The following is an 18,246-nucleotide window of genomic DNA, read 5'->3' as shown; positions in this document are numbered from 1 at the left end:
TATTAGAAATAAAATTTATAATTGATTTTATTTAATCATATCTAAAACAATATTAATAAAACTAAACAGAACCCTTACTTTTTTTATCCAGATTTACCATATTGCTAAAAACCTGAGCAGATTAATAACCTCAAAAGGATTAATCGTACTCAGGCTATAAATTGCTTAAAAATAAATTAAATAATGAAGATTATCTTTTTGTTTTTAAGTTCGTTAGTAATTTATTTAAGTTCGAATTTACCGGTAAGTCCTTCATTAGAATTCCAGCCGACCATAACATTAAACAAACCGGCTTCGGTTAAAAATTTACCATTGTTGTCATAAAATCCAAGTTCCTTGTCTGTCAAAGTAAAATGAACGGTTTTCGTTTCTCCTTTTTTTAATGCAATAAGTTCAAAACCTTTTAATTCCTTCACAGGTCTAACCACACTGGCGGCGACATCATTTATATACAATTGAACTACTTCTTTCCCATCAAAATTTCCGGTATTGGTAACATCAACACTTACTTCAATTTTTTCTCCTTTCTGGAAGGAAGTTTTTGCTAATTTCAGATTTTTATATTCAAAAGAAGTATAACTTAATCCATAACCAAATGGGTATAATGGTGTTTTTTCGACATCAATATAATGAGACCAAAAAGCGTTTTGATCTTTATTGGTTGGTCGTCCTGTATTGTACAAATTGTAATAAATTGGACATTGCCCAACGTTTCTTGGAAATGACATTGTCAGCTTACCACTTGGGTTGTAATCTCCGTACAAAACCTGTGCAATTGCATTTCCGGATTGGGTTCCTAACTGCCACGCTTCAACAATAGCAGGAATGTTTTCTGCTGCCCAAGGTAATGCCAGCGGACGCCCGTTATTTAAAACCAAAATAATATTAGGATTTACTTTGTAAACTTCTTCTAACAATTGCTGCTGATTACCAGGCAGACCTAATTCTGTTCTACTGCGTCCTTCACCACTTTGAAAACCAATTTCTCCTAAAACCATTACCACAACTTCTGCTTGTTTGGCTGCCTTTTTAGCAGCTTCAAATCCGGAAAAATCGGTTGAATTAATTTTTACTTCATCAACAAATACTTGTTTGTTTAAAGCCACATCAGTTCCTTTTTCATAAACCAACGTGTTGTTTTTATATTGCTGCATTCCTTCAAGAACCGATATTGCTGTATTATCATCAGCGGCAATTCTCCAACTTCCAAGCGGACTGGTTTTGTCATTTGCCAAAGCACCAATTAAAGCGATTTTTATTCCTTCTTTTTTTAATGGCAACAGTTTTTCATTCCTCCCCGGCGTACTAGCATTCTTCAATAAAACAATTGATTTTTTTGCCATATCAAGGACAGCATCATTATTGGCCTTGTTTGCAATACTTGATTTTTCACGGGCTTCATCACAATATTTGTATGGATTATCAAACAAGCCTAATTCAAATTTTACTCTAAGAATTCTGCGAACAGCATCGTCGACCACACTTTCTTTTACCAATCCTTTTTTTACCAACTTGGCCAATTCTGTTACATAAACATTTGATTCCATATCCATGTCAGAGCCTGCAATAGCGGCTTTTTGAGCGGCATCGGCTGCATCTGCTGCGTAACCGTGGGTAATCATTTCGCCTATAGAAGCCCAGTCAGAAACTACAAAACCATCAAATTTCCAGGCTCCTTTTAAAATGTCTCTTTGCAAAAAACTATTTCCGGTTGCCGGAACTCCGTTTAATGTATTAAATGAATTCATGAAAGTACGAATTCCAGCATCGACAGTCGCTTTAAAAGGCGGTAATACACTATTGTACAACTTAGAATTACTCATGTCGACACTATTATATTCCCTGCCTGCTTCGACAAAACCGTAACCTGCAAAATGTTTGGCGCAGGCAATAATAGCGGTATTAGCACTTAAGCTCTCTCCCTGAAATCCTTTAACACGAGCGGTAGCAATTTTGCTGCCCAGATAAGGATCTTCTCCGGCACCTTCCATTACGCGTCCCCATCTTGCATCATTCGAGATATCTACATTAGGTGCAAAAGTCCAGTTTAATCCGGAAGCAGAAGCTTCAATAGCAGCAATGCGCGCCGAATTTTTAATGGCTTCTAAATCCCAGCTTGCGGCTTCTGCCAACGGAATAGGGCTGAGGGTTTTATAACCATGTATAACATCAAAACCAAAAAGTAACGGAATACCAAGACGGGTTTCTTCAACAGCTATTTTTTGTACGGCTCTTACTTCTTTAACGCCTCTTACACTTAGCATAGAACCTACCAGTCCTTTCTTTATATTATTGTATTTTTCTTCATTAGAACCTGATTCGGGTTTTGGGCCAGTAACATCCCATGAACCATTGTATTGATTCATTTGCCCTACTTTTTCTTCTAATGTCATTTCTTTCATCAAAAGCGAAACTCGTTCTTCAATTGGTTTATTGGTATCCAGATGTTTTTTTGATTGTGCATATCCGTTTCCAAAAACGATTAGCAGTAAAAAGGCATATTTTTTAATTGGTCTTTTCATCATTGTGTTTTAGTTAGCATCGAATTTTTTAAAATCTGTATATATCATGCATTATCTTTTTTAGTATGATCTATATAGATTGTAAATGTACTTTTACAGTAGTGTCGATAGTACAAGATTTGAAGCATTTTCTAAAACAAATGATGTATTTGCATGTCTTTAAATAAACAAAGAGATTGCTATTAAAAGTTTTGGATACGATTTTCAATAAACTGATAAAAGCATTGGATGCAATTTTTGTAGAACTCCAAAGACCAAAATAAAAGCCTCCATACTTCTGTGTGGAGGCTTTTTTCAAATGTAATATCTTGATAAGACAAAAAAATGATGGAAAAACTAAATTAATCCGTGGATTAGAATTTCCCTATAAGTTTTCGTGCGTTGTTGTCTGATAATTTTCTATTTCCGATTTTATAACATCTTTATATTTGGCAATCCCAATTCCTATTATCGGAATAGACAATTTCCCTACTATTGAGCCAGCCTGTTTATGGCCTGTTTTATTTAGGTACGAAGATAGAAGTAAAGCACCAATTGCTCCAAAAAGTATCACTTCTCCGGGAACGTCTGCAATTTTAGATTCTATTAATTCCCTGATGTCTTCAAGATTCTCCTGATTGATTAAGTTTTCCATATTTTTATTTTTAAGTGATTCTGTTTATATGAATTAAAATTATGGCTAAAAAAACATTTCACTTTATATAATTGAATGATACAGTTATATGATTATCATTATGACGTAAATTATTACCGGACGTTGAAGTAAGTAGAAAAAACAGCAAAATATATTTAAATTTTATATTGATATAGAATAAAAACATTAGCATTAGCGTTGTTTAAATAAAACAATACTATATATGGGCTTATTTGATTTTATGATAGTGGAAATAGCGATGGATTTAGGAACAGCAAATACTTTAATAATTCATAATGGAAAAATAGTGGTAGACAGTCCTTCGATTGTAGCCAGAGATATTAGAAACGGAAAAATTATTGCAGTTGGTAAAGAAGCGAGTTTGATGCAGGGTAAAACGCATGAAAATATTAAGACAATCCGGCCTCTTAAAGACGGGGTTATTGCAGATTTTGATGCCTCTGAGAAAATGATCAACTGGTTTATAAAAAATATACCAGAATTAAAAAGAAATTTTTTTACTCCTGCACTGCGAATGGTAGTCTGCATTCCCAGCGGTATAACCGAAGTAGAAATGAGAGCTGTAAAGGAATCGTGCGAACGTGTAAATGGTAAAGAAGTATTTTTAATTCACGAACCTATGGCGGCTGCAATTGGAATTGGATTAGATGTTATGCTTCCCAAGGGAAATGTTATAGTAGATATTGGGGGCGGAACTACCGAAATTGCGGTTATTGCTCTGGGAGGCATAATTTGTGACAGTTCCTTAAAAATTGCGGGGGATGTTTTTACCAACGATATTTTATATTATATGAGAACGCACCATAACTTATATATTGGAGATGCAACCGCAGAGATAATAAAAATTGATGTTGGTGCCGCGATAGAGGAACTTGAGGATGCTCCTGACGACATAACAGTTCGAGGAAGGGATCTTCTAACCGGAAAACCTAAGGAAGTTAAGGTTAGTTATCGCGAAATTGCAAGAGCTTTGGATAAATCAATACAAAGAATCGAAGATGCTCTTATGGTAACACTTTCTATAACGCCGCCGGAACTTGCGGCTGATATTTATAATACAGGATTGTATCTTGCAGGAGGAGGAGCACTGCTGCGCGGTCTTGATAAAAGGCTTTCACAGAAAACAGATTTACCGGTTTTTATTGCAGAAGATCCTTTAAGAGCAGTAGTTAGAGGTACAGGTATTGTTTTAAAAGATATATCGAAATACCAAAGTGTGCTTATAAAGTAAGATCACAGCTCTGCAATAGCTTTTAGAATCCGAATTTTTAACATTAAAATTTAGCTATAAAAAAAGTCCTAATGAAAATTAGGACTTTTTTAGTGGTTCTAATCTGTTATTTGGCTTAATGGAAAGTTGGTTTTGTATTTGTGATAAAATTTGGCAAATTCGAATATTGGGTTTAATTTAGTCCCAAAATCGCTTTATTATCAGAATGTTATGCATCATTTTACACGATAAAAAACAGAAATTAATCTATGGAAACAAAAACATTAGTTAATATTATTTTGCTTTTAGTTGTTTTAACAGTAGTAATTTACTATCAATTAAAACAAAAAAGAACAGATGACAGATATTTTGGTAAAGAAGTAAAACTATCCAAAAAAGAGTTAAAGATTATTGAAAAATATAAAGCTGAATATGAAATTATTAAAAATGATTTAAGATTACCAACTTTAAAAAAAGATAAATTTATTTTAGATGATATTTCGAAGCTTGCAACACAAATAATTTTCGATTATCCAATACCAACAAAGCAGGAAAAAGAAAATCTTAATAACGGTGATTTGGTCAAACTTGTCTTTCTCGATAAAGAAAATTTTGGAGAAAGAATGTGGGTAGAATTTATAGAAAAAGAAAACGGACTCTTAAAAGGATTACTGAGAAATGATGCTCTTGACGATGAACAACTGAATTATGGCAAAATAATTTGGTTTCATCCAAATCATATTTTTGCAATAGATAAAAAATAAAACCAAATACATAACAGCAACTAAACCATTTTGGCAATTGGCTTAATGGTAGTAATTTGTTTTTTGGGAAGATTGCCAGAATTAAATAATATCAAAATGGATTATAAAAGCATTGCTGAAAAAATAATTGACCTGAAAAATGCAGACTTGGAGTTAAGGGATAAACTTGTGAAAAGCGGACAACTTAGCGAAGGGTACAATGAAGAAATGAAAGAATTGCATAACAGAAATGCAAAAACATTAAACGATATAATTGATACTATAGGTTATCCAACAATAGATAAAGTTGGTAAAGAAGCAAGCGAAGCGACCTGGCTGGTTATACAACATTCGATTGGGCAGCCAGTATTTATGAAAAAGTGTGCAAAACTATTGAAAACTGCCGTTAGCGAAAATAAAGCAGACCCGAAATATTTGGCTTATCTTACTGACCGGATAGCAGTATTTGAAGATAAGCCGCAACTTTATGGAACTCAATTTGATTGGGACGAATATGGAAATTTAAGTCCAAATCTTTTTGATCATGTAACCAAAGTAAATGAAAGAAGAAAAGCAATCGGACTCAACACTCTTGAAGAGCAAACAGAAATTATAAGAAAACAGGTGAAAAACGAAAATCAATCGCCACCGCCAGACTTTGAAAAAAGAAAGAAGGAAGTTGAAGAATGGAAAAAAACTGTCGGCTGGATAAAATAAAAACAACCACTAACAATTGACGTTTTGAATTCTTTGCTGAAATGAGCGGTTTTGAACTTTCCTGTTCTGAATTACAATGATATCGCTACATTATTTTTTCTTTTTTTTCCTTCCCAGCCATATAATTAAACCCGTGATAGGCAGTGTCGCAGCAAAAAGGCAGACCAAAAAAGCCAGGATTTTTGTTGGATAACCATAGATGCTTCCTGTATGAATGGGATAAATAAGACGGCGCACTTTATCGCCTCGGCTAAAAGATTCGTAAGGTTTTATTTTTAAAAGCTCTCCCGTATATTTATCAAAATAAGCCATACTTGAAATATTTGGAATCGATTTTTCAAGGTTGAGCTTAATCACCATAATACTGTTTATGGTATCAGATGGGATTCTGATTTGAGCATCTCCTTTATATTTATAAATACTGTCTGTTTTTGAAAATATGTTTTGGTAAAAATACGTTTTGTCGAGTTTAGGATCAATTTTCGTTGGATTTTCAACTTTGGCCGAAGGCTTTTTTGTTGTTCCGTCTGCGAGTAAATAGATACCGCTTTCAAACCATTTAAAAGACCATGTTAATCCGGTCAGCGATATTATCAGAAGAAATAAAAAGCTGTAGAAACCAAAATTCGAATGAAAATCCCAATTCACTCTTTTAAAAGAAGCGCTCCATTTTACGGTTAATCTTTGCTTTAGGTTTTTTATTTTTTTTGGCCACCATAAAATAAGACCAGAAATAAGCATAAAAGCAAAAATAAGACAACTACAGCCGGTAATAAATTTCCCTGCTTCTCCTAAAATCAAATGTCTGTGCAGATCTAGTACAACAGAAAAAAACCTGCTTTTTTCAGGAATAGACGCCAATACTTTTCCTGTGTAAGGATCTACAGAAAAGATCTGATCTTTTTTATCAGCATCGGTTCCGGAAATAATTACAGTTCTTGCCGGATCTTGATAAGTTTGAATACGATCTAATTCAGTAATATTATATTTTTTCTGAATGGTATTAACGTAAAGATCGACAGGTAATTTTTTTGTTCCCAGAGTCGAAACTTTATAAAATTCAGGATTGACAAAAGTATCAATTTCATCTTCAAAAACTAAAATGCTTCCTGTAAGTGCTACAATAAATACAATAAGCCCGGACGAAAGTCCGAGCCATAAATGTAAAAATCCAATATTTTTTTTAAATGTTTTATTCATGTAAAAGAGGCGGAAAATATTCTCAAATATAATAAAGCTTTTTAAAACGAGTAACCAAGAGTTAAAAGCCAGTTTGAAGGCGCACCAGGAAACAAACGAATATAGTCATAGCCACCAACCCAGTAGGTTTTATTCAATATGTTATTAGCATTTACCTGAATTTTAAATTTATTAATGCTGTAATACAATGCCGCATTAAATAAAGTATAGCCAGGAAGTGTCTGCTTGTCGGTTTGGCTTAGTGTACGTGTGGTTGCAAAATTACTTCCAAAAGCAAGTCCAAAATCTTTCAAAGCACCATCTGTAAAATTATAACGGGTCCATAAATTACCTTGCTGACGCGGTGTATTTGGTTTTTGTCTTCCAATTTCAGATTCAATCGGACTTTCAGAAATTGCAGCTTCATTATAAGAATAAGCGGCAGAGATGCTCCAGTTTCTTGTAATATTTCCGTTCAAATCAATTTCAATACCTTTCGATTCTTCTTCACCTATAGCACGCATTAAATCAGGATTTGTAGTATCGTTTGCCGGATATAAAGTGTTTTTTTGCTGAATTTTGAAAAGAGCAACCGTTACAAAAAGTTTTTCTTTAAACCAGGAAGATTTTCCTCCAAACTCAATCATATTACTTTCTAACGGATCAAAAGGTCCTCCCGCATTTGGGTTTGATAAAGAAGAAGCCGTTTGTGGGTTATATCCTTTTACGTAAGTTCCGTACAAGTTAATGTTTGGGTTAACAGTATATGTAAGTCCAAAACGAGGTAAAAACGAATGCTGTTTTACTTTGTTTTCATTCGCTTTTTTGTAGTTTTCCTTATCGCTGTATTCGTCGTAACGCACTCCAATTAAAGCCTGAAATGCACCAAACTTAATGTGGTCCTGAAGATAAACTCCGTATAAAGAATAAAAAGTAGGATCAAAAGGACGGGCTGCATAAAAATACTTACTCATGTCTTTTAATTGCTGTGATCCAGACGGATTCGTCAGGTCAAAATGCGCCACGTTTGGCACAGGATTACCTTTGGAATCCAATAAATAATTAGCTTTATTAGCCGGGTTATACGTTGCAATCGATCCGGTATTTGCAGCATTTCTATATCCTGTAGCCTGCAATTGCGAACCTCCGGCAGGAACTTCTTCCTGTGCATAATCATAACCCAAAATCAGGTTATGGTCTAAAGCTCCGGTTTTGGCTTCGTATTTAAAAAACGTCGAAAGATTATCGATATAACGTTTACGTTTACGCATAAAAACCTGCATTTCTATAGAAGTCGGAATCGTAGATCCGTCACCAGCAGATGCATATTTATTGGCACCACGATGTTCTAAAAGATCTTCTGTATAACCTGTACGAATGTAAGATCCTGAAAATGACAAACGATCTGTAAATTGATGATTTAAGGAAGTCGTTACAATGTAAGTTTCTTCATTTAAATAATCGTTGGTAGAGTTTAATGAATTAGAAATTTTGGTAGAGTATAAATCATCTTCATATGTCGATTGTCCACGATCCAGTATACTTTTTGAGCTAGTGTAAATCAAATCAAAATTGACACTCGTTTTATCATTTGGAAGGAAAGACAGGGAAGGAGCAAGTACAATATTTTTATCAAATTGTAAATCCCTAAAAGAATTTGCATTTTCATAACCTAAGTTCAATCGGTATAAAAGCGATTTATCCTCAGTCAATGGTCCTGTAAAATCGGCTAAAGCGCGTAAAGTATTAAAACTTCCTGTAGAAAAACTCACGCTGTTTGCAGCCTGATCCAAAGGTTTTTTGGTAACTCTGTTGATAACTCCTCCTGGAGAAGCATTTCCAAACAAAGCAGATGAAGGTCCTTTTAAAACTTCAACACGCTCCAGATAATTGGCAAGCGGCTGTTTCCAGAATCCTGTAGAGGTACGCATACCATTCAGCAATTGAGTATTACTTCCTCCGTTGATTCTAAAACCTCTAATCGAAATATCATCATAAAAAGTAAACTGGCTTACACCGCTGAAGTTTTTTACCACTTCGCCTACGCGGATAGCACCCTGATCGGCAATTAATTCTTTGGTAGCATAGGAAACGGCCTGCGGTAAATCTTTTAAGGCAATTTCTGTTTTGGCACCAATAAAAGATTTTGTGTTTCGATAAGATTTCTCTTTACGTCCTGTAATTTCTACAGTTTGAAGCGTATTGATATTTTCTTTTAAAACAACAGAAAGATCAAAGTTTTCATCTTCATGTAGTTCGATATTTTTTTCCTCAACTGTAAATCCCATTGCCGAGAAATAAACAGTATAGTTTCCAGGGGTAAGATTAGAGATTTCAAAATTTCCCTTATCATCAGAAACAGTATTTTTTTTAAGGCTTTTTATGGAGACAGAAGCATAAGAAACAGCTTCGTTATTTTCGGAAACAATCTTTCCGGTGATTTTGGCGTTTTGTGCCAGGCCTATATTAAAAACGGCAAGCAGCATTAATGAGAATGTAAACTTCATGGCGGTTATTTATTTTTAAGACTGCAAATCTAAACTTATTTAGATTAAATACAAATAAGATTCTTTAAATAAATGTTTTTAAGTGAGGCCAATATTGTCTCTAATAATTTGATTGTGATTTTGTTAATTTTTTAAACCAGCTAATATTTAAGAAATTAATTTTTGAGGGTTAAATTAAAATCTCCTAAAAAAGCTCTAACAGCATTTTTTTTGTTAAATTATCTATTATTCTATCAATAAAGTAAAATTTACTATAAAAAACGGATAATATAGTATTAGCATGTGGTAATATAAACATTTTTGTTAACTCTAATTTAACATAATTTTACAAGTGTCAAAAGTACACTAACCAATATTGTTAAATTATGAAACCAGCCAAACAAGCTTTTAAAAGTACAGCAACATCCTGTTACAGAGATAAAATGCTGTATACGATTTTATTTTTGTTTGTCGTTTTTAGCTCATTTTCGCAACAGAAAATCAGCGGTAAAATTACAGATGCAAATAATCTTCCTCTGCCTGGAGTATCAGTTTTAGAAAAAAACACCTCTAATGGCGTTGTAAGTGATTTCGATGGAAATTTTGAGATTACACTTAAAAATAAAGATTCAAAATTAATTGTCAGTTATTTAGGTTTTTTAACTCAGGAAATTTCTGTTTTGAATAAGAACAAAGTAAATGTAGTTCTTAAGGAAAGTAAAGAAGAATTAAATGAGGTAGTTGTTGTAGGATACGGAACTCAGAAAAAATCACGAATTACAAGTGCTATCGCCAGTATAAAAGAAAAAGATTTTACAAGAGGCGCAATTAATGATGCTTCAGATCTTATAAAAGGCAAAGTTGCGGGTTTAACCATTAATAACGGTTCAGGAGATCCGGGATCCAGACCAGATATTACATTGCGTGGATTCTCAACCTTAAAAGGAGGAACTGGTCCTTTGGTTTTAATTAATGGTGTACCCGGAGGTATTGATACGGTAGCTCCAAATGAAATTGCGTCAATAGATGTTTTGAAAGATGCTTCGGCAGCTGCAATTTACGGAACCAGAGGAGCTAACGGAGTAATTCTTATTACAACAAAGACAGTAAATAAAGAAACAGCACCCACAATTACGTATTCAACATTTGCTACAACATCTAATTTTGCAAATAAGGCTAAATTTTTGGATGCCAATCAACAAAGAAGTTTGCGTTCACAAGGTGTTACCTTACCTTTTACCGACGGCGGTGCCAGTACAGATTGGTTAGATCAAATCTCAGGAACGGGATTTTCTCAAAATCATAATTTAGCTTTAAAAGGCGGAAGTGCTAAAACAAATTATGTAGTAAACCTTAATTATGTTAATCAAACAGGAGTTTTTGTTAATACGTTTAATAAAGAGTATCGATTTTCATTTGATGTCAATCATACGATGTTCAATGATAAGTTAAAGATTAACTTAAGCTTGCTAAACGGGACAAGCGATATGGGAATTGAAGAGACCATCGCTGCATATGCTTACAGACAGGCAATGATAAGAAACCCAACTGCACCTGTATATAACCCAAATGGGACTTATAATGAAGATCCAAATAAACTTCAGTATTACAACCCTGTGGCAATTATGAATGAAACCACACAGGATAGAAATAGCACATGGCAAAGGTTTACCGCTAATCTGACTCTGGATTTGTTACCGGGATGGGATATAAGTACACAGCTTTCAAAAAATAAAAATACAGGTTTAAATGGATATGTTGAAAGCAAAAAACATTATTCAAATACTATAAACAGAAGAAATGGAGTTGCCTCAAGAAGTACAGGAGCTACAGATAATGATTATGTAGAAATAACATCTAAATACCATAAAATTTTTGATAAGCATGAGTTTACAGTATTAGGCGGTTATAGTTATCAATATACCCTTAATGAGGGATTTGAGGCCCGTAATTCTGATTTTCCGACAGATGCTTTTTCTTATAATAATTTAGAAGTAGGAAATGGTTTGTCAGATGGTATCGCATTCATGGATAGTTATAAAAATGACAGTAAATTAATTGGATTTTTTGGCAGGCTTAACTATAATTATAATAATAAATACGATTTATTGTTCAGTATCAGACGTGAAGGTTCTTCTAAGTTTGGAGATAATCACAAATGGGGTAATTTTCCAGCAGCTTCTGCAGGATGGAGCATAAATAAAGAGTCTTTCTTAAAAGATATTTCGGCTGTAAATACTTTAAAATTAAGAGCAGGTTATGGAGAAACAGGAGTAATACCTAACGACCCTTATATGTCAATGACATTATACGATTATGAGGGGTATTTCTTTAGTAATGGAAAATGGGTTAAGGGTTTAGAGCCGGTAAGCAACCCAAATCCTGATTTACGTTGGGAGAAAACTACGGAGATCAATATTGGTCTTGATTTTGGTTTTTTCAATAATAGAATTAGCGGAAGCTTTGATGTCTATAATAAAAAAACAAGTGATATGTTATGGGATTATAGTGTACCAACACCTCCTTATTTGTTCCCTGAGATTACTGCAAATGTTGGAAAAATGGAAAATAAAGGATTTGAAATTCTTCTTAATACAATTCCTGTGAAAACAGAAAATTTTCTTTGGAACTCTTCAATGACCTTTTCGCACAATCAAAATAAGCTGACGAGTCTTTCTAATGATTTATATAAAATTGAAGGAGATTTTTTGAATACCGGAAACACAGGAGACCCAATTTCGTTTGAAACACACCGATTAGAAGTAGGACAGCCAATAGGTAATTTTTGGGGATTAAAATCGGTAGATATTACTACAGATGGGAAATGGATTGTTGAATTGCCAGACGGCACAAGAGAAACACTTACCACAGAAATGTATAACGATGATTATAAGCAATATTTAGGAAATGGTATTCCGCAATATTATGCCGGATGGACGAATACTTTTACCTATAAAAAATTTGATCTTAGTGTTGTATTAACAGGTGCTTTCGATTTTCAAATACTCAATACACAGCGTATGTTTTACGAAAATCCAACAATTGCTTACAATACGTTAGATACAGCATATGATAAAGTGTATGATAAATCAGTATTAAGCTACAATCAAACCTATGTGAGTTATTATGTTGAACAAGGAGATTATGTAAAAGTAGATAACGTAACCTTATCGTATAATTTTGATGTTAAGCCATTTAAAGTTATAAATGCAATGCGATTATATGTATCCGGAAATAATTTAGCAACAATTACAAAGTATAAAGGATTGGATCCGGAGATAAAGAGAGATGATCCGTTGTCGCAAGGAATGGACAATAGAGATAAATATCCAAGTACTACAGGCTTAACCCTAGGTTTAAATGTAACTTTTTAAATTAAATCAAAATGAAAAATATAGTATATAAAATTCTTATTTCCGGCTTGCTTCTTTCAGGAGCAGGATGTACAAATCTGGATGAGACCGTTTATGATCAGGTAAGTGCAGAGGATACTAAATTAACCGCAGAAGATTTATCGAGTATTATTGCACCGGCCTACAACTCATTCAGACAAATTTACGCAGATTGGGATGCTATTTATAACTTGTATGAAGACTCATCAGATCTAATGGTAACACCTCAAAGAAACGGTATTGGCTGGGGTGATTATTACATCACAATGCATAAACATACCTGGGGAACTGCACTTCCAATGGCAGAGGGTAATTGGTATTATATGTATACCGGAGTAAATAAAGTCAATAGAGCGATATACCAAATAGAGCAAATTGAAGGTATTGAAAACAAAGAAAATGTCATTCAGGAACTAAAAGCGTTAAGAGCTATTTATTATTATTTACTATTAGATAATTTTAGAAATGTACCTATTGTCACTTCATATGTCAATCCTCCGGGTTATTTACCTGTGCAAAATACAGGAAAAGAAGTATATGATTTTGTAGAAAGCGAATTAAAAACAGCTTTACCTTATTTAAGCAATAAGAATAATTCTGAGACTTATGGTAAAATTAATCAGTGGGCTGTTAAAATGACTTTGGCAAAATTGTATTTAAATTCGGGCGTTTATTTAGGTACACCAAAATGGGATGAAGCTTTAGCTCAGGTTAATGATGTTATAGATAATGGAGGGTTTCAATTAACACCTAATTATCGGGACAACTTCTTAATAAAAAATGAACTTTCTAAAGAGCAAATATTATCGATCCCTTTTGATCAGGTGAAGGCTCCGGGAACATCTTGGCCATACAGAACATTAGCAGCTGCAAGTCAGGCGACTTTTGATTTGGCGGGAGGTCCCTGGAACGGAACTGGCGGAATACCACAATTTATAGATACGTATGATCCGGATGACCAAAGATTAAAAGACTGTTGGTTAGGAGGTAAACAATTTACCAGTCAAGGAGACCCAATAATGTTGGATGACAAAGTAACCCAATTTGAATATATTAATTATATAACTAATGTTGATGGTGCTGAGCCTAATGAATGTTTTAGAATGGTTAAATATGAAATTGGCCCTGGTGTTGTAGGACAAGCAAGTAATGATGTTCCTTTTTACAGATTAGCAGATGCTATGATGATCAAAGCAGAGTGTTTATTAAGAAAAGGTGATGCCGGAGGAGCCGCTGCTATTGTTACTGAAGTTAGACAAAGAAATTTTAAAAATACCAATCCTGCCAAAGCAACCGTAACAGGAGAAAAACTTTTAGGAGGCAGTGTTTATAAATACGGGACTTATGAGGCGGGAGTGATTACAAATTATGAAGGTGGTGCAGATATTCTGTATGGTGGTTTCCTTGATGAATTAGCCTGGGAATTTGTTGGCGAAGCACATAGAAGACAAGATTTAATACGATTTGGAGTATATTCAAAAAAATCATGGCTTTCGAAAAAAGGAGATGAGAGTGAAGATTTTAGAGCTATTTTTCCAATACCACAGTCAGAAATGGCTAAGAATGGCAATTTAAAGCAAAATCCGGGATACTAGATAAATATAAAAAATTTGCAGGTTGGTTACTTGTAATTTATAAGTGTGTGAAAAGCTATTCCTACCCAGGAATGGCTTTTTCATTTTAAATGATGTTGATATGATTTCTAAGCCTTTCTAAACAATACAAATCGGGATGGCAAAATTGTGCAGACATAGCCAACGGTTTCAACCATGGGAAACGAATCATGATAAATTTTATATCTTTAGTTACATGATAACATTTTCTTTCAGCATTAAATAAATTGCAAAAATAACAATCAAAAATGTGCACGATAATGCGAAGGTGAAATTCCTTTTAGTTCCTTAAATTTTCTGTTGAAATTGGCAATATCCTGAAAACCGCAAAGCTCAGATATCGAGGCGATCGAAAGGTCTTTTTTATGATGCAGTAATTTACAGGCGTTTTCAATTCTGATTTCAATCAAAAACTGAAAAAAAGTTTTATTGGTGCGCTTTTTAAAATAACGGCAAAAAGCATTTTTACTCATATTGGCTTTTTCTGCCACTTCATCAAGAGTAATATTTTGATGGTAAAATTCAATAGCATATTCAAAAACGGCGCTCATTCTTCTCCCTTCATCATCGGTATATTTTTTCTTGTAAACAAAAGAGGAAAGCGGTGTTTTTTCTGAACCAATAATGATGTTTATAATTTTAAGAAAAGAAGCAATTCGCTGTATTTTATTTTGCTTTTTAAGTTTGGTAAAATGATGAATTATTTTCTTTTGGTTCGATAAGATTTTCATCCCATATTCAGATTCCTTAAAAAAATCGTCGAGACCACTCATATCATTCAGGCTGAAAAAATCTTTTCCAAAGGAAGTTTTGGTAAAAAATAAAGTCAGCATTACAGACTCCGGACTGGCTTTAACATTACTTCTAAAAACATGCGGTACATTCTCGCCAATAACCAAAATATCCTCTTCTTTATAATCGTTAATAGAATCTGCAACAATTAGTGAACCGGAACCTTTCATAATGTAACTGATCTGAATTTCTTCATGCTGATGCAGCTGGTCATAGAAAACACGTTCAATATCTTCCTGATATATCAGCGCTTCCCGTTCGGTTTTAGGTATTTTAAAAGGTAAGATTTTCAACGTAATGTTTTTAGATATGTAAATATTAACAAAAAAAACAGATTATCCAACAGATATGGTAATATAGTATTGATAAAGGCTAATAATGACAAAGGAGCTATTTTGTTTAAGCTTTATTTTTGATAAAAATTAAGAATATGAAAATAAAATGGGAAGGCGTAATGCCAGCTGTAACGACAAAGTTTACAGCACAAGGAGAGTTAGACCTGGTAATGTTCGAAAAGAATATTAAAGCACAAATTGATGCCGGAGTTAATGGAATTATACTAGGAGGAACTCTTGGAGAAGCCAGTACATTGACCAAGGAAGAAAAAGAGGTTTTAATAACGGCTACTTTAAAATTCGCCGACGGAAAAATTCCGGTTATCGTAAACATTGCCGAACAAACTACAAGTGAGGCAATAACTTTGGCAAAACGTGCAGAAGAACTTGGGGTAAACGGTTTAATGTTACTTCCTCCAATGCGATATAAAGCAACAGATTACGAAACGGTAGTTTATTTTAAAGAAATTGCAAAAAGTACTTCATTGCCTATCATGATTTACAATAATCCTGTCGATTATAAAATTGAGGTAACACTGGATATGTTTGAAGAACTTTTAAAATTAGATAATATCCAGGCGGTAAAAGAGTCTACTCGTGATATTAGTAATGTAACGAGAATTAGAAACCGTTTTGGAAATCGCTTAAAAGTACTTTGCGGTGTAGATACTTTGGCACTTGAGAGTTTAGTGGCTGGAGCCGATGGATGGGTTGCCGGTTTAGTAGTGGCATATCCGGCAGAAACTGTTGCCATTTATAAATTGGTAAAAGCCGGAAAAGTAGAAGAAGCTTTAGCTATTTACAGATGGTTTATGCCATTGCTTGAACTGGATATCTCGCCGCAATTGGTACAAAATATCAAACTGGCAGAAGTAGCCACAGGACTGGGAACCGAAAACGTAAGAGCACCAAGATTGCCGTTACAAGGAGCAGAAAGAGAACGTGTATTAGCGATCATTGATGTTGCCATGAAAAACAGACCGGTTTTGCCAGCCTACAAAAACATTTAATTTAATTTTAATAGAAAGCGATGACTACAGGAAAAAATTATATTGGAGACGTGCTTTCCGCAAAAGGTAAAACGACATACAAAACCGTAAATCCGGAATTAAATTCTGAAAATGAAACTGTTTTCTACGAAGCTGCCGCAGATGAAATTTCCAAAGCTGTAGCATTAGCCGAAGAAGCTTTTAAAACATACGGCGTAATTGAAGATGCAAAAAAAGCCGATTTTCTCGAAGCTATAGCGGAAGAAATTGAAGCACTTGGCGAGGATTTATTAACCACTTATATTCAGGAATCAGGTCTTCCGGCCGGAAGAGCCAACGGCGAACGGGCCAGAACCACCGGACAGCTAAGAGCATTTGCGACGATGTTGAGAGAAGGTTCCTGGGTAGAAGCGATTATCAACAAAACCGAAGGAAAACCGGATATTAGAAGATTGCAGATTCCGTTAGGACCTGTAGCTATTTTTGGAGCCAGTAATTTTCCACTTGCTTTTTCTACTGCAGGAGGCGATACTGCAAGCGCTTTGGCAGCCGGTTGCCCTGTAGTGGTTAAATCGCATCCGCTTCATGCGGGAACAGGAGAACTAGTAGCTTCTGCAGTTATTAAAGCAGCCCAAAGAACCGGAATGCCCAATGGTGTTTTCTCTAATCTTAATAGCAGCGGTATAGAAGTCGGAACAGCTTTGGTAGAACATCCTTCCATAAAAGCAGTAGGATTTACAGGAAGTATAAAAGCAGGTACGGCACTTTGTAAAATTGCTGCCAACAGACCTGTTCCAATTCCTGTTTATGCAGAAATGGGAAGTATCAATCCGGTACTCATTTTACCCTCTGCATTGAAAACCGATGCCGAAAAATGGGCTCAAAATTATGCTGCATCGATTGTGGCAGGAACGGGTCAGTTTTGCACAAATCCGGGGCTTATTTTAGGAATAAAAAGCAACGAATTGGACTATTTTATTACTATTTTAGCTTTAGAGATCGATAAATTAGAGCCAACTTGCATGCTGCATCCTAATATAAAAGCACAATATGAGCGTCTAAAATCAGAAGTACTTGGAGAAGAAGGATATACACAGCAAACCAATTTAGAGAGAAGTATAAAACCGAATTATGCATTGCAAAATGTTATTACGGTCGATGGCGATATCTTCTTAAAAAACAAAACATTTCATAAGGAAGTTTTCGGGCCATTTTCTGTTGTAGTTAAATGTGATGATATCGGGCAGCTTAATGAAATTATTCTTGATTTAGAAGGGCAGCTGACCGGCACAGTTTTAAATGGAGATTTAAACGAATGGGAAGATTTCAAAGAAGTAATTGAAAATCTTAAAAACAAAGTAGGCCGATTAATTTTTAATAATGTTCCTACGGGTGTTGAGGTTTGTTCGGCAATGACACACGGAGGACCTTTTCCGGCAAGCTCAGACTCCAAATTTACATCAGTTGGATTAACAGCGGTTAAAAGATGGGTACGTCCGGTAACTTTTCAGGATTGGCCAAATCAGCTATTGCCAGTCGCGCTGCAGGATAGCAATCCGTTAGGAATTAATAGAATAGTAAACGACATAGTAACCCACAATCCTATTTAATAT

Annotated in this window: 12 protein-coding genes; 7 read left to right on the top strand and 5 right to left on the bottom strand. The window is 34.5% G+C overall.

Annotated features, from left to right (window positions below):
- Positions 1-221: 221 nt before the first annotated feature.
- Complete coding sequence (gene bglX / locus RT99_RS20715; RefSeq protein ID WP_042566646.1) at positions 222-2,522, bottom strand: beta-glucosidase BglX; 2,301 nt, start codon at positions 2,520-2,522, stop codon at positions 222-224.
- A 364-nt stretch (positions 2,523-2,886) separates the two neighbouring features.
- A complete protein-coding gene (locus RT99_RS20710) occupies positions 2,887-3,156 on the bottom strand; it encodes a hypothetical protein (protein WP_042566645.1) in 270 nt (89 codons plus the stop codon).
- Positions 3,157-3,379: 223 nt separating this feature from the next.
- Here RT99_RS20710 and RT99_RS20705 point away from each other — a divergent pair, with 223 nt between their 5' ends.
- The 3 genes from RT99_RS20705 to RT99_RS20695 all read left to right on the top strand — a co-directional run bounded on the left by RT99_RS20705 (position 3,380) and on the right by RT99_RS20695 (position 5,847).
- Positions 3,380-4,408, top strand: a complete 1,029-nt coding sequence (locus RT99_RS20705) for a rod shape-determining protein (RefSeq protein WP_042566644.1) — start codon at positions 3,380-3,382, stop codon at positions 4,406-4,408.
- 248 nt (positions 4,409-4,656) lie between these two features.
- On the top strand, positions 4,657-5,151 hold the full coding sequence (locus tag RT99_RS24830) for a hypothetical protein (RefSeq protein WP_052483745.1): 495 nt from the start codon (positions 4,657-4,659) through the stop codon (positions 5,149-5,151).
- Positions 5,152-5,247: 96 nt separating this feature from the next.
- On the top strand, positions 5,248-5,847 hold the full coding sequence (locus tag RT99_RS20695; protein ID WP_042566736.1) for a DUF6624 domain-containing protein: 600 nt from the start codon (positions 5,248-5,250) through the stop codon (positions 5,845-5,847).
- Positions 5,848-5,937: 90 nt separating this feature from the next.
- Here RT99_RS20695 and RT99_RS20690 read toward each other — a convergent pair whose 3' ends face one another.
- Together RT99_RS20690 and RT99_RS20685 are read right to left on the bottom strand one after the other, a co-directional pair.
- Complete coding sequence (locus tag RT99_RS20690) at positions 5,938-7,047, bottom strand: PepSY domain-containing protein (RefSeq protein WP_042566643.1); 1,110 nt, start codon at positions 7,045-7,047, stop codon at positions 5,938-5,940.
- A gap of 41 nt (positions 7,048-7,088) precedes the next feature.
- Entirely contained in the window at positions 7,089-9,533 is a 2,445-nt protein-coding gene (locus tag RT99_RS20685; RefSeq protein WP_042566642.1) for a TonB-dependent receptor, read from the bottom strand.
- Between the two features lie 365 nt (positions 9,534-9,898).
- On the opposite strand from RT99_RS20685, the gene RT99_RS20680 reads away from it, so the two are divergent.
- Positions 9,899-12,886: a SusC/RagA family TonB-linked outer membrane protein gene (locus RT99_RS20680; RefSeq protein ID WP_042566641.1), complete on the top strand. Its 2,988-nt coding sequence runs from the start codon at positions 9,899-9,901 to the stop codon at positions 12,884-12,886.
- A gap of 11 nt (positions 12,887-12,897) precedes the next feature.
- Positions 12,898-14,499, top strand: coding sequence for a RagB/SusD family nutrient uptake outer membrane protein (locus tag RT99_RS20675; protein ID WP_052483744.1), 1,602 nt, complete (start codon positions 12,898-12,900; stop codon positions 14,497-14,499).
- Positions 14,500-14,759: 260 nt separating this feature from the next.
- On the opposite strand, the gene RT99_RS20670 is transcribed toward RT99_RS20675, so the two are convergent.
- Positions 14,760-15,602 carry an AraC family transcriptional regulator gene (locus RT99_RS20670; RefSeq protein ID WP_042566639.1) on the bottom strand — a complete coding sequence of 281 codons (843 nt, stop codon included), beginning with the start codon at positions 15,600-15,602 and terminating at the stop codon, positions 14,760-14,762.
- 137 nt (positions 15,603-15,739) lie between these two features.
- On the opposite strand from RT99_RS20670, the gene RT99_RS20665 reads away from it, so the two are divergent.
- Together RT99_RS20665 and RT99_RS20660 are read left to right on the top strand one after the other, a co-directional pair.
- Positions 15,740-16,654, top strand: a complete 915-nt coding sequence (locus RT99_RS20665) for a dihydrodipicolinate synthase family protein (protein WP_042566638.1) — start codon at positions 15,740-15,742, stop codon at positions 16,652-16,654.
- A gap of 20 nt (positions 16,655-16,674) precedes the next feature.
- Entirely contained in the window at positions 16,675-18,243 is a 1,569-nt protein-coding gene (locus RT99_RS20660; RefSeq protein WP_042566637.1) for an aldehyde dehydrogenase (NADP(+)), read from the top strand.
- The last annotated feature ends 3 nt before the right edge of the window (positions 18,244-18,246 follow it).

The sequence above is a fragment of the Flavobacterium sp. MEB061 genome (assembly GCF_000834715.1).
GTDB classification, from domain to species: domain Bacteria; phylum Bacteroidota; class Bacteroidia; order Flavobacteriales; family Flavobacteriaceae; genus Flavobacterium; species Flavobacterium pectinovorum.
This window is presented reverse-complemented; position numbering and strand designations above follow the sequence as displayed.

Excerpts from the sequence above, each read along its gene's own strand:
- RT99_RS24830 (WP_052483745.1), top strand. The coding sequence starts at position 4,657 with ATGGAAACAAAAACATTAGTTAATATTATTTTGCTTTTAGTTGTTTTA.
- RT99_RS20660 (WP_042566637.1), top strand. The coding sequence starts at position 16,675 with ATGACTACAGGAAAAAATTATATTGGAGACGTGCTTTCCGCAAAAGGT.
- RT99_RS20675 (WP_052483744.1), top strand. The coding sequence starts at position 12,898 with ATGAAAAATATAGTATATAAAATTCTTATTTCCGGCTTGCTTCTTTCA.
- RT99_RS20690 (WP_042566643.1), bottom strand. The coding sequence starts at position 7,047 with ATGAATAAAACATTTAAAAAAAATATTGGATTTTTACATTTATGGCTC.
- RT99_RS20705 (WP_042566644.1), top strand. The coding sequence starts at position 3,380 with ATGGGCTTATTTGATTTTATGATAGTGGAAATAGCGATGGATTTAGGA.
- RT99_RS20685 (WP_042566642.1), bottom strand. The coding sequence starts at position 9,533 with ATGAAGTTTACATTCTCATTAATGCTGCTTGCCGTTTTTAATATAGGC.
- RT99_RS20710 (WP_042566645.1), bottom strand. The coding sequence starts at position 3,156 with ATGGAAAACTTAATCAATCAGGAGAATCTTGAAGACATCAGGGAATTA.
- RT99_RS20695 (WP_042566736.1), top strand. The coding sequence starts at position 5,248 with ATGGATTATAAAAGCATTGCTGAAAAAATAATTGACCTGAAAAATGCA.
- RT99_RS20665 (WP_042566638.1), top strand. The coding sequence starts at position 15,740 with ATGAAAATAAAATGGGAAGGCGTAATGCCAGCTGTAACGACAAAGTTT.
- bglX (WP_042566646.1), bottom strand. The coding sequence starts at position 2,522 with ATGAAAAGACCAATTAAAAAATATGCCTTTTTACTGCTAATCGTTTTT.
- RT99_RS20680 (WP_042566641.1), top strand. The coding sequence starts at position 9,899 with ATGAAACCAGCCAAACAAGCTTTTAAAAGTACAGCAACATCCTGTTAC.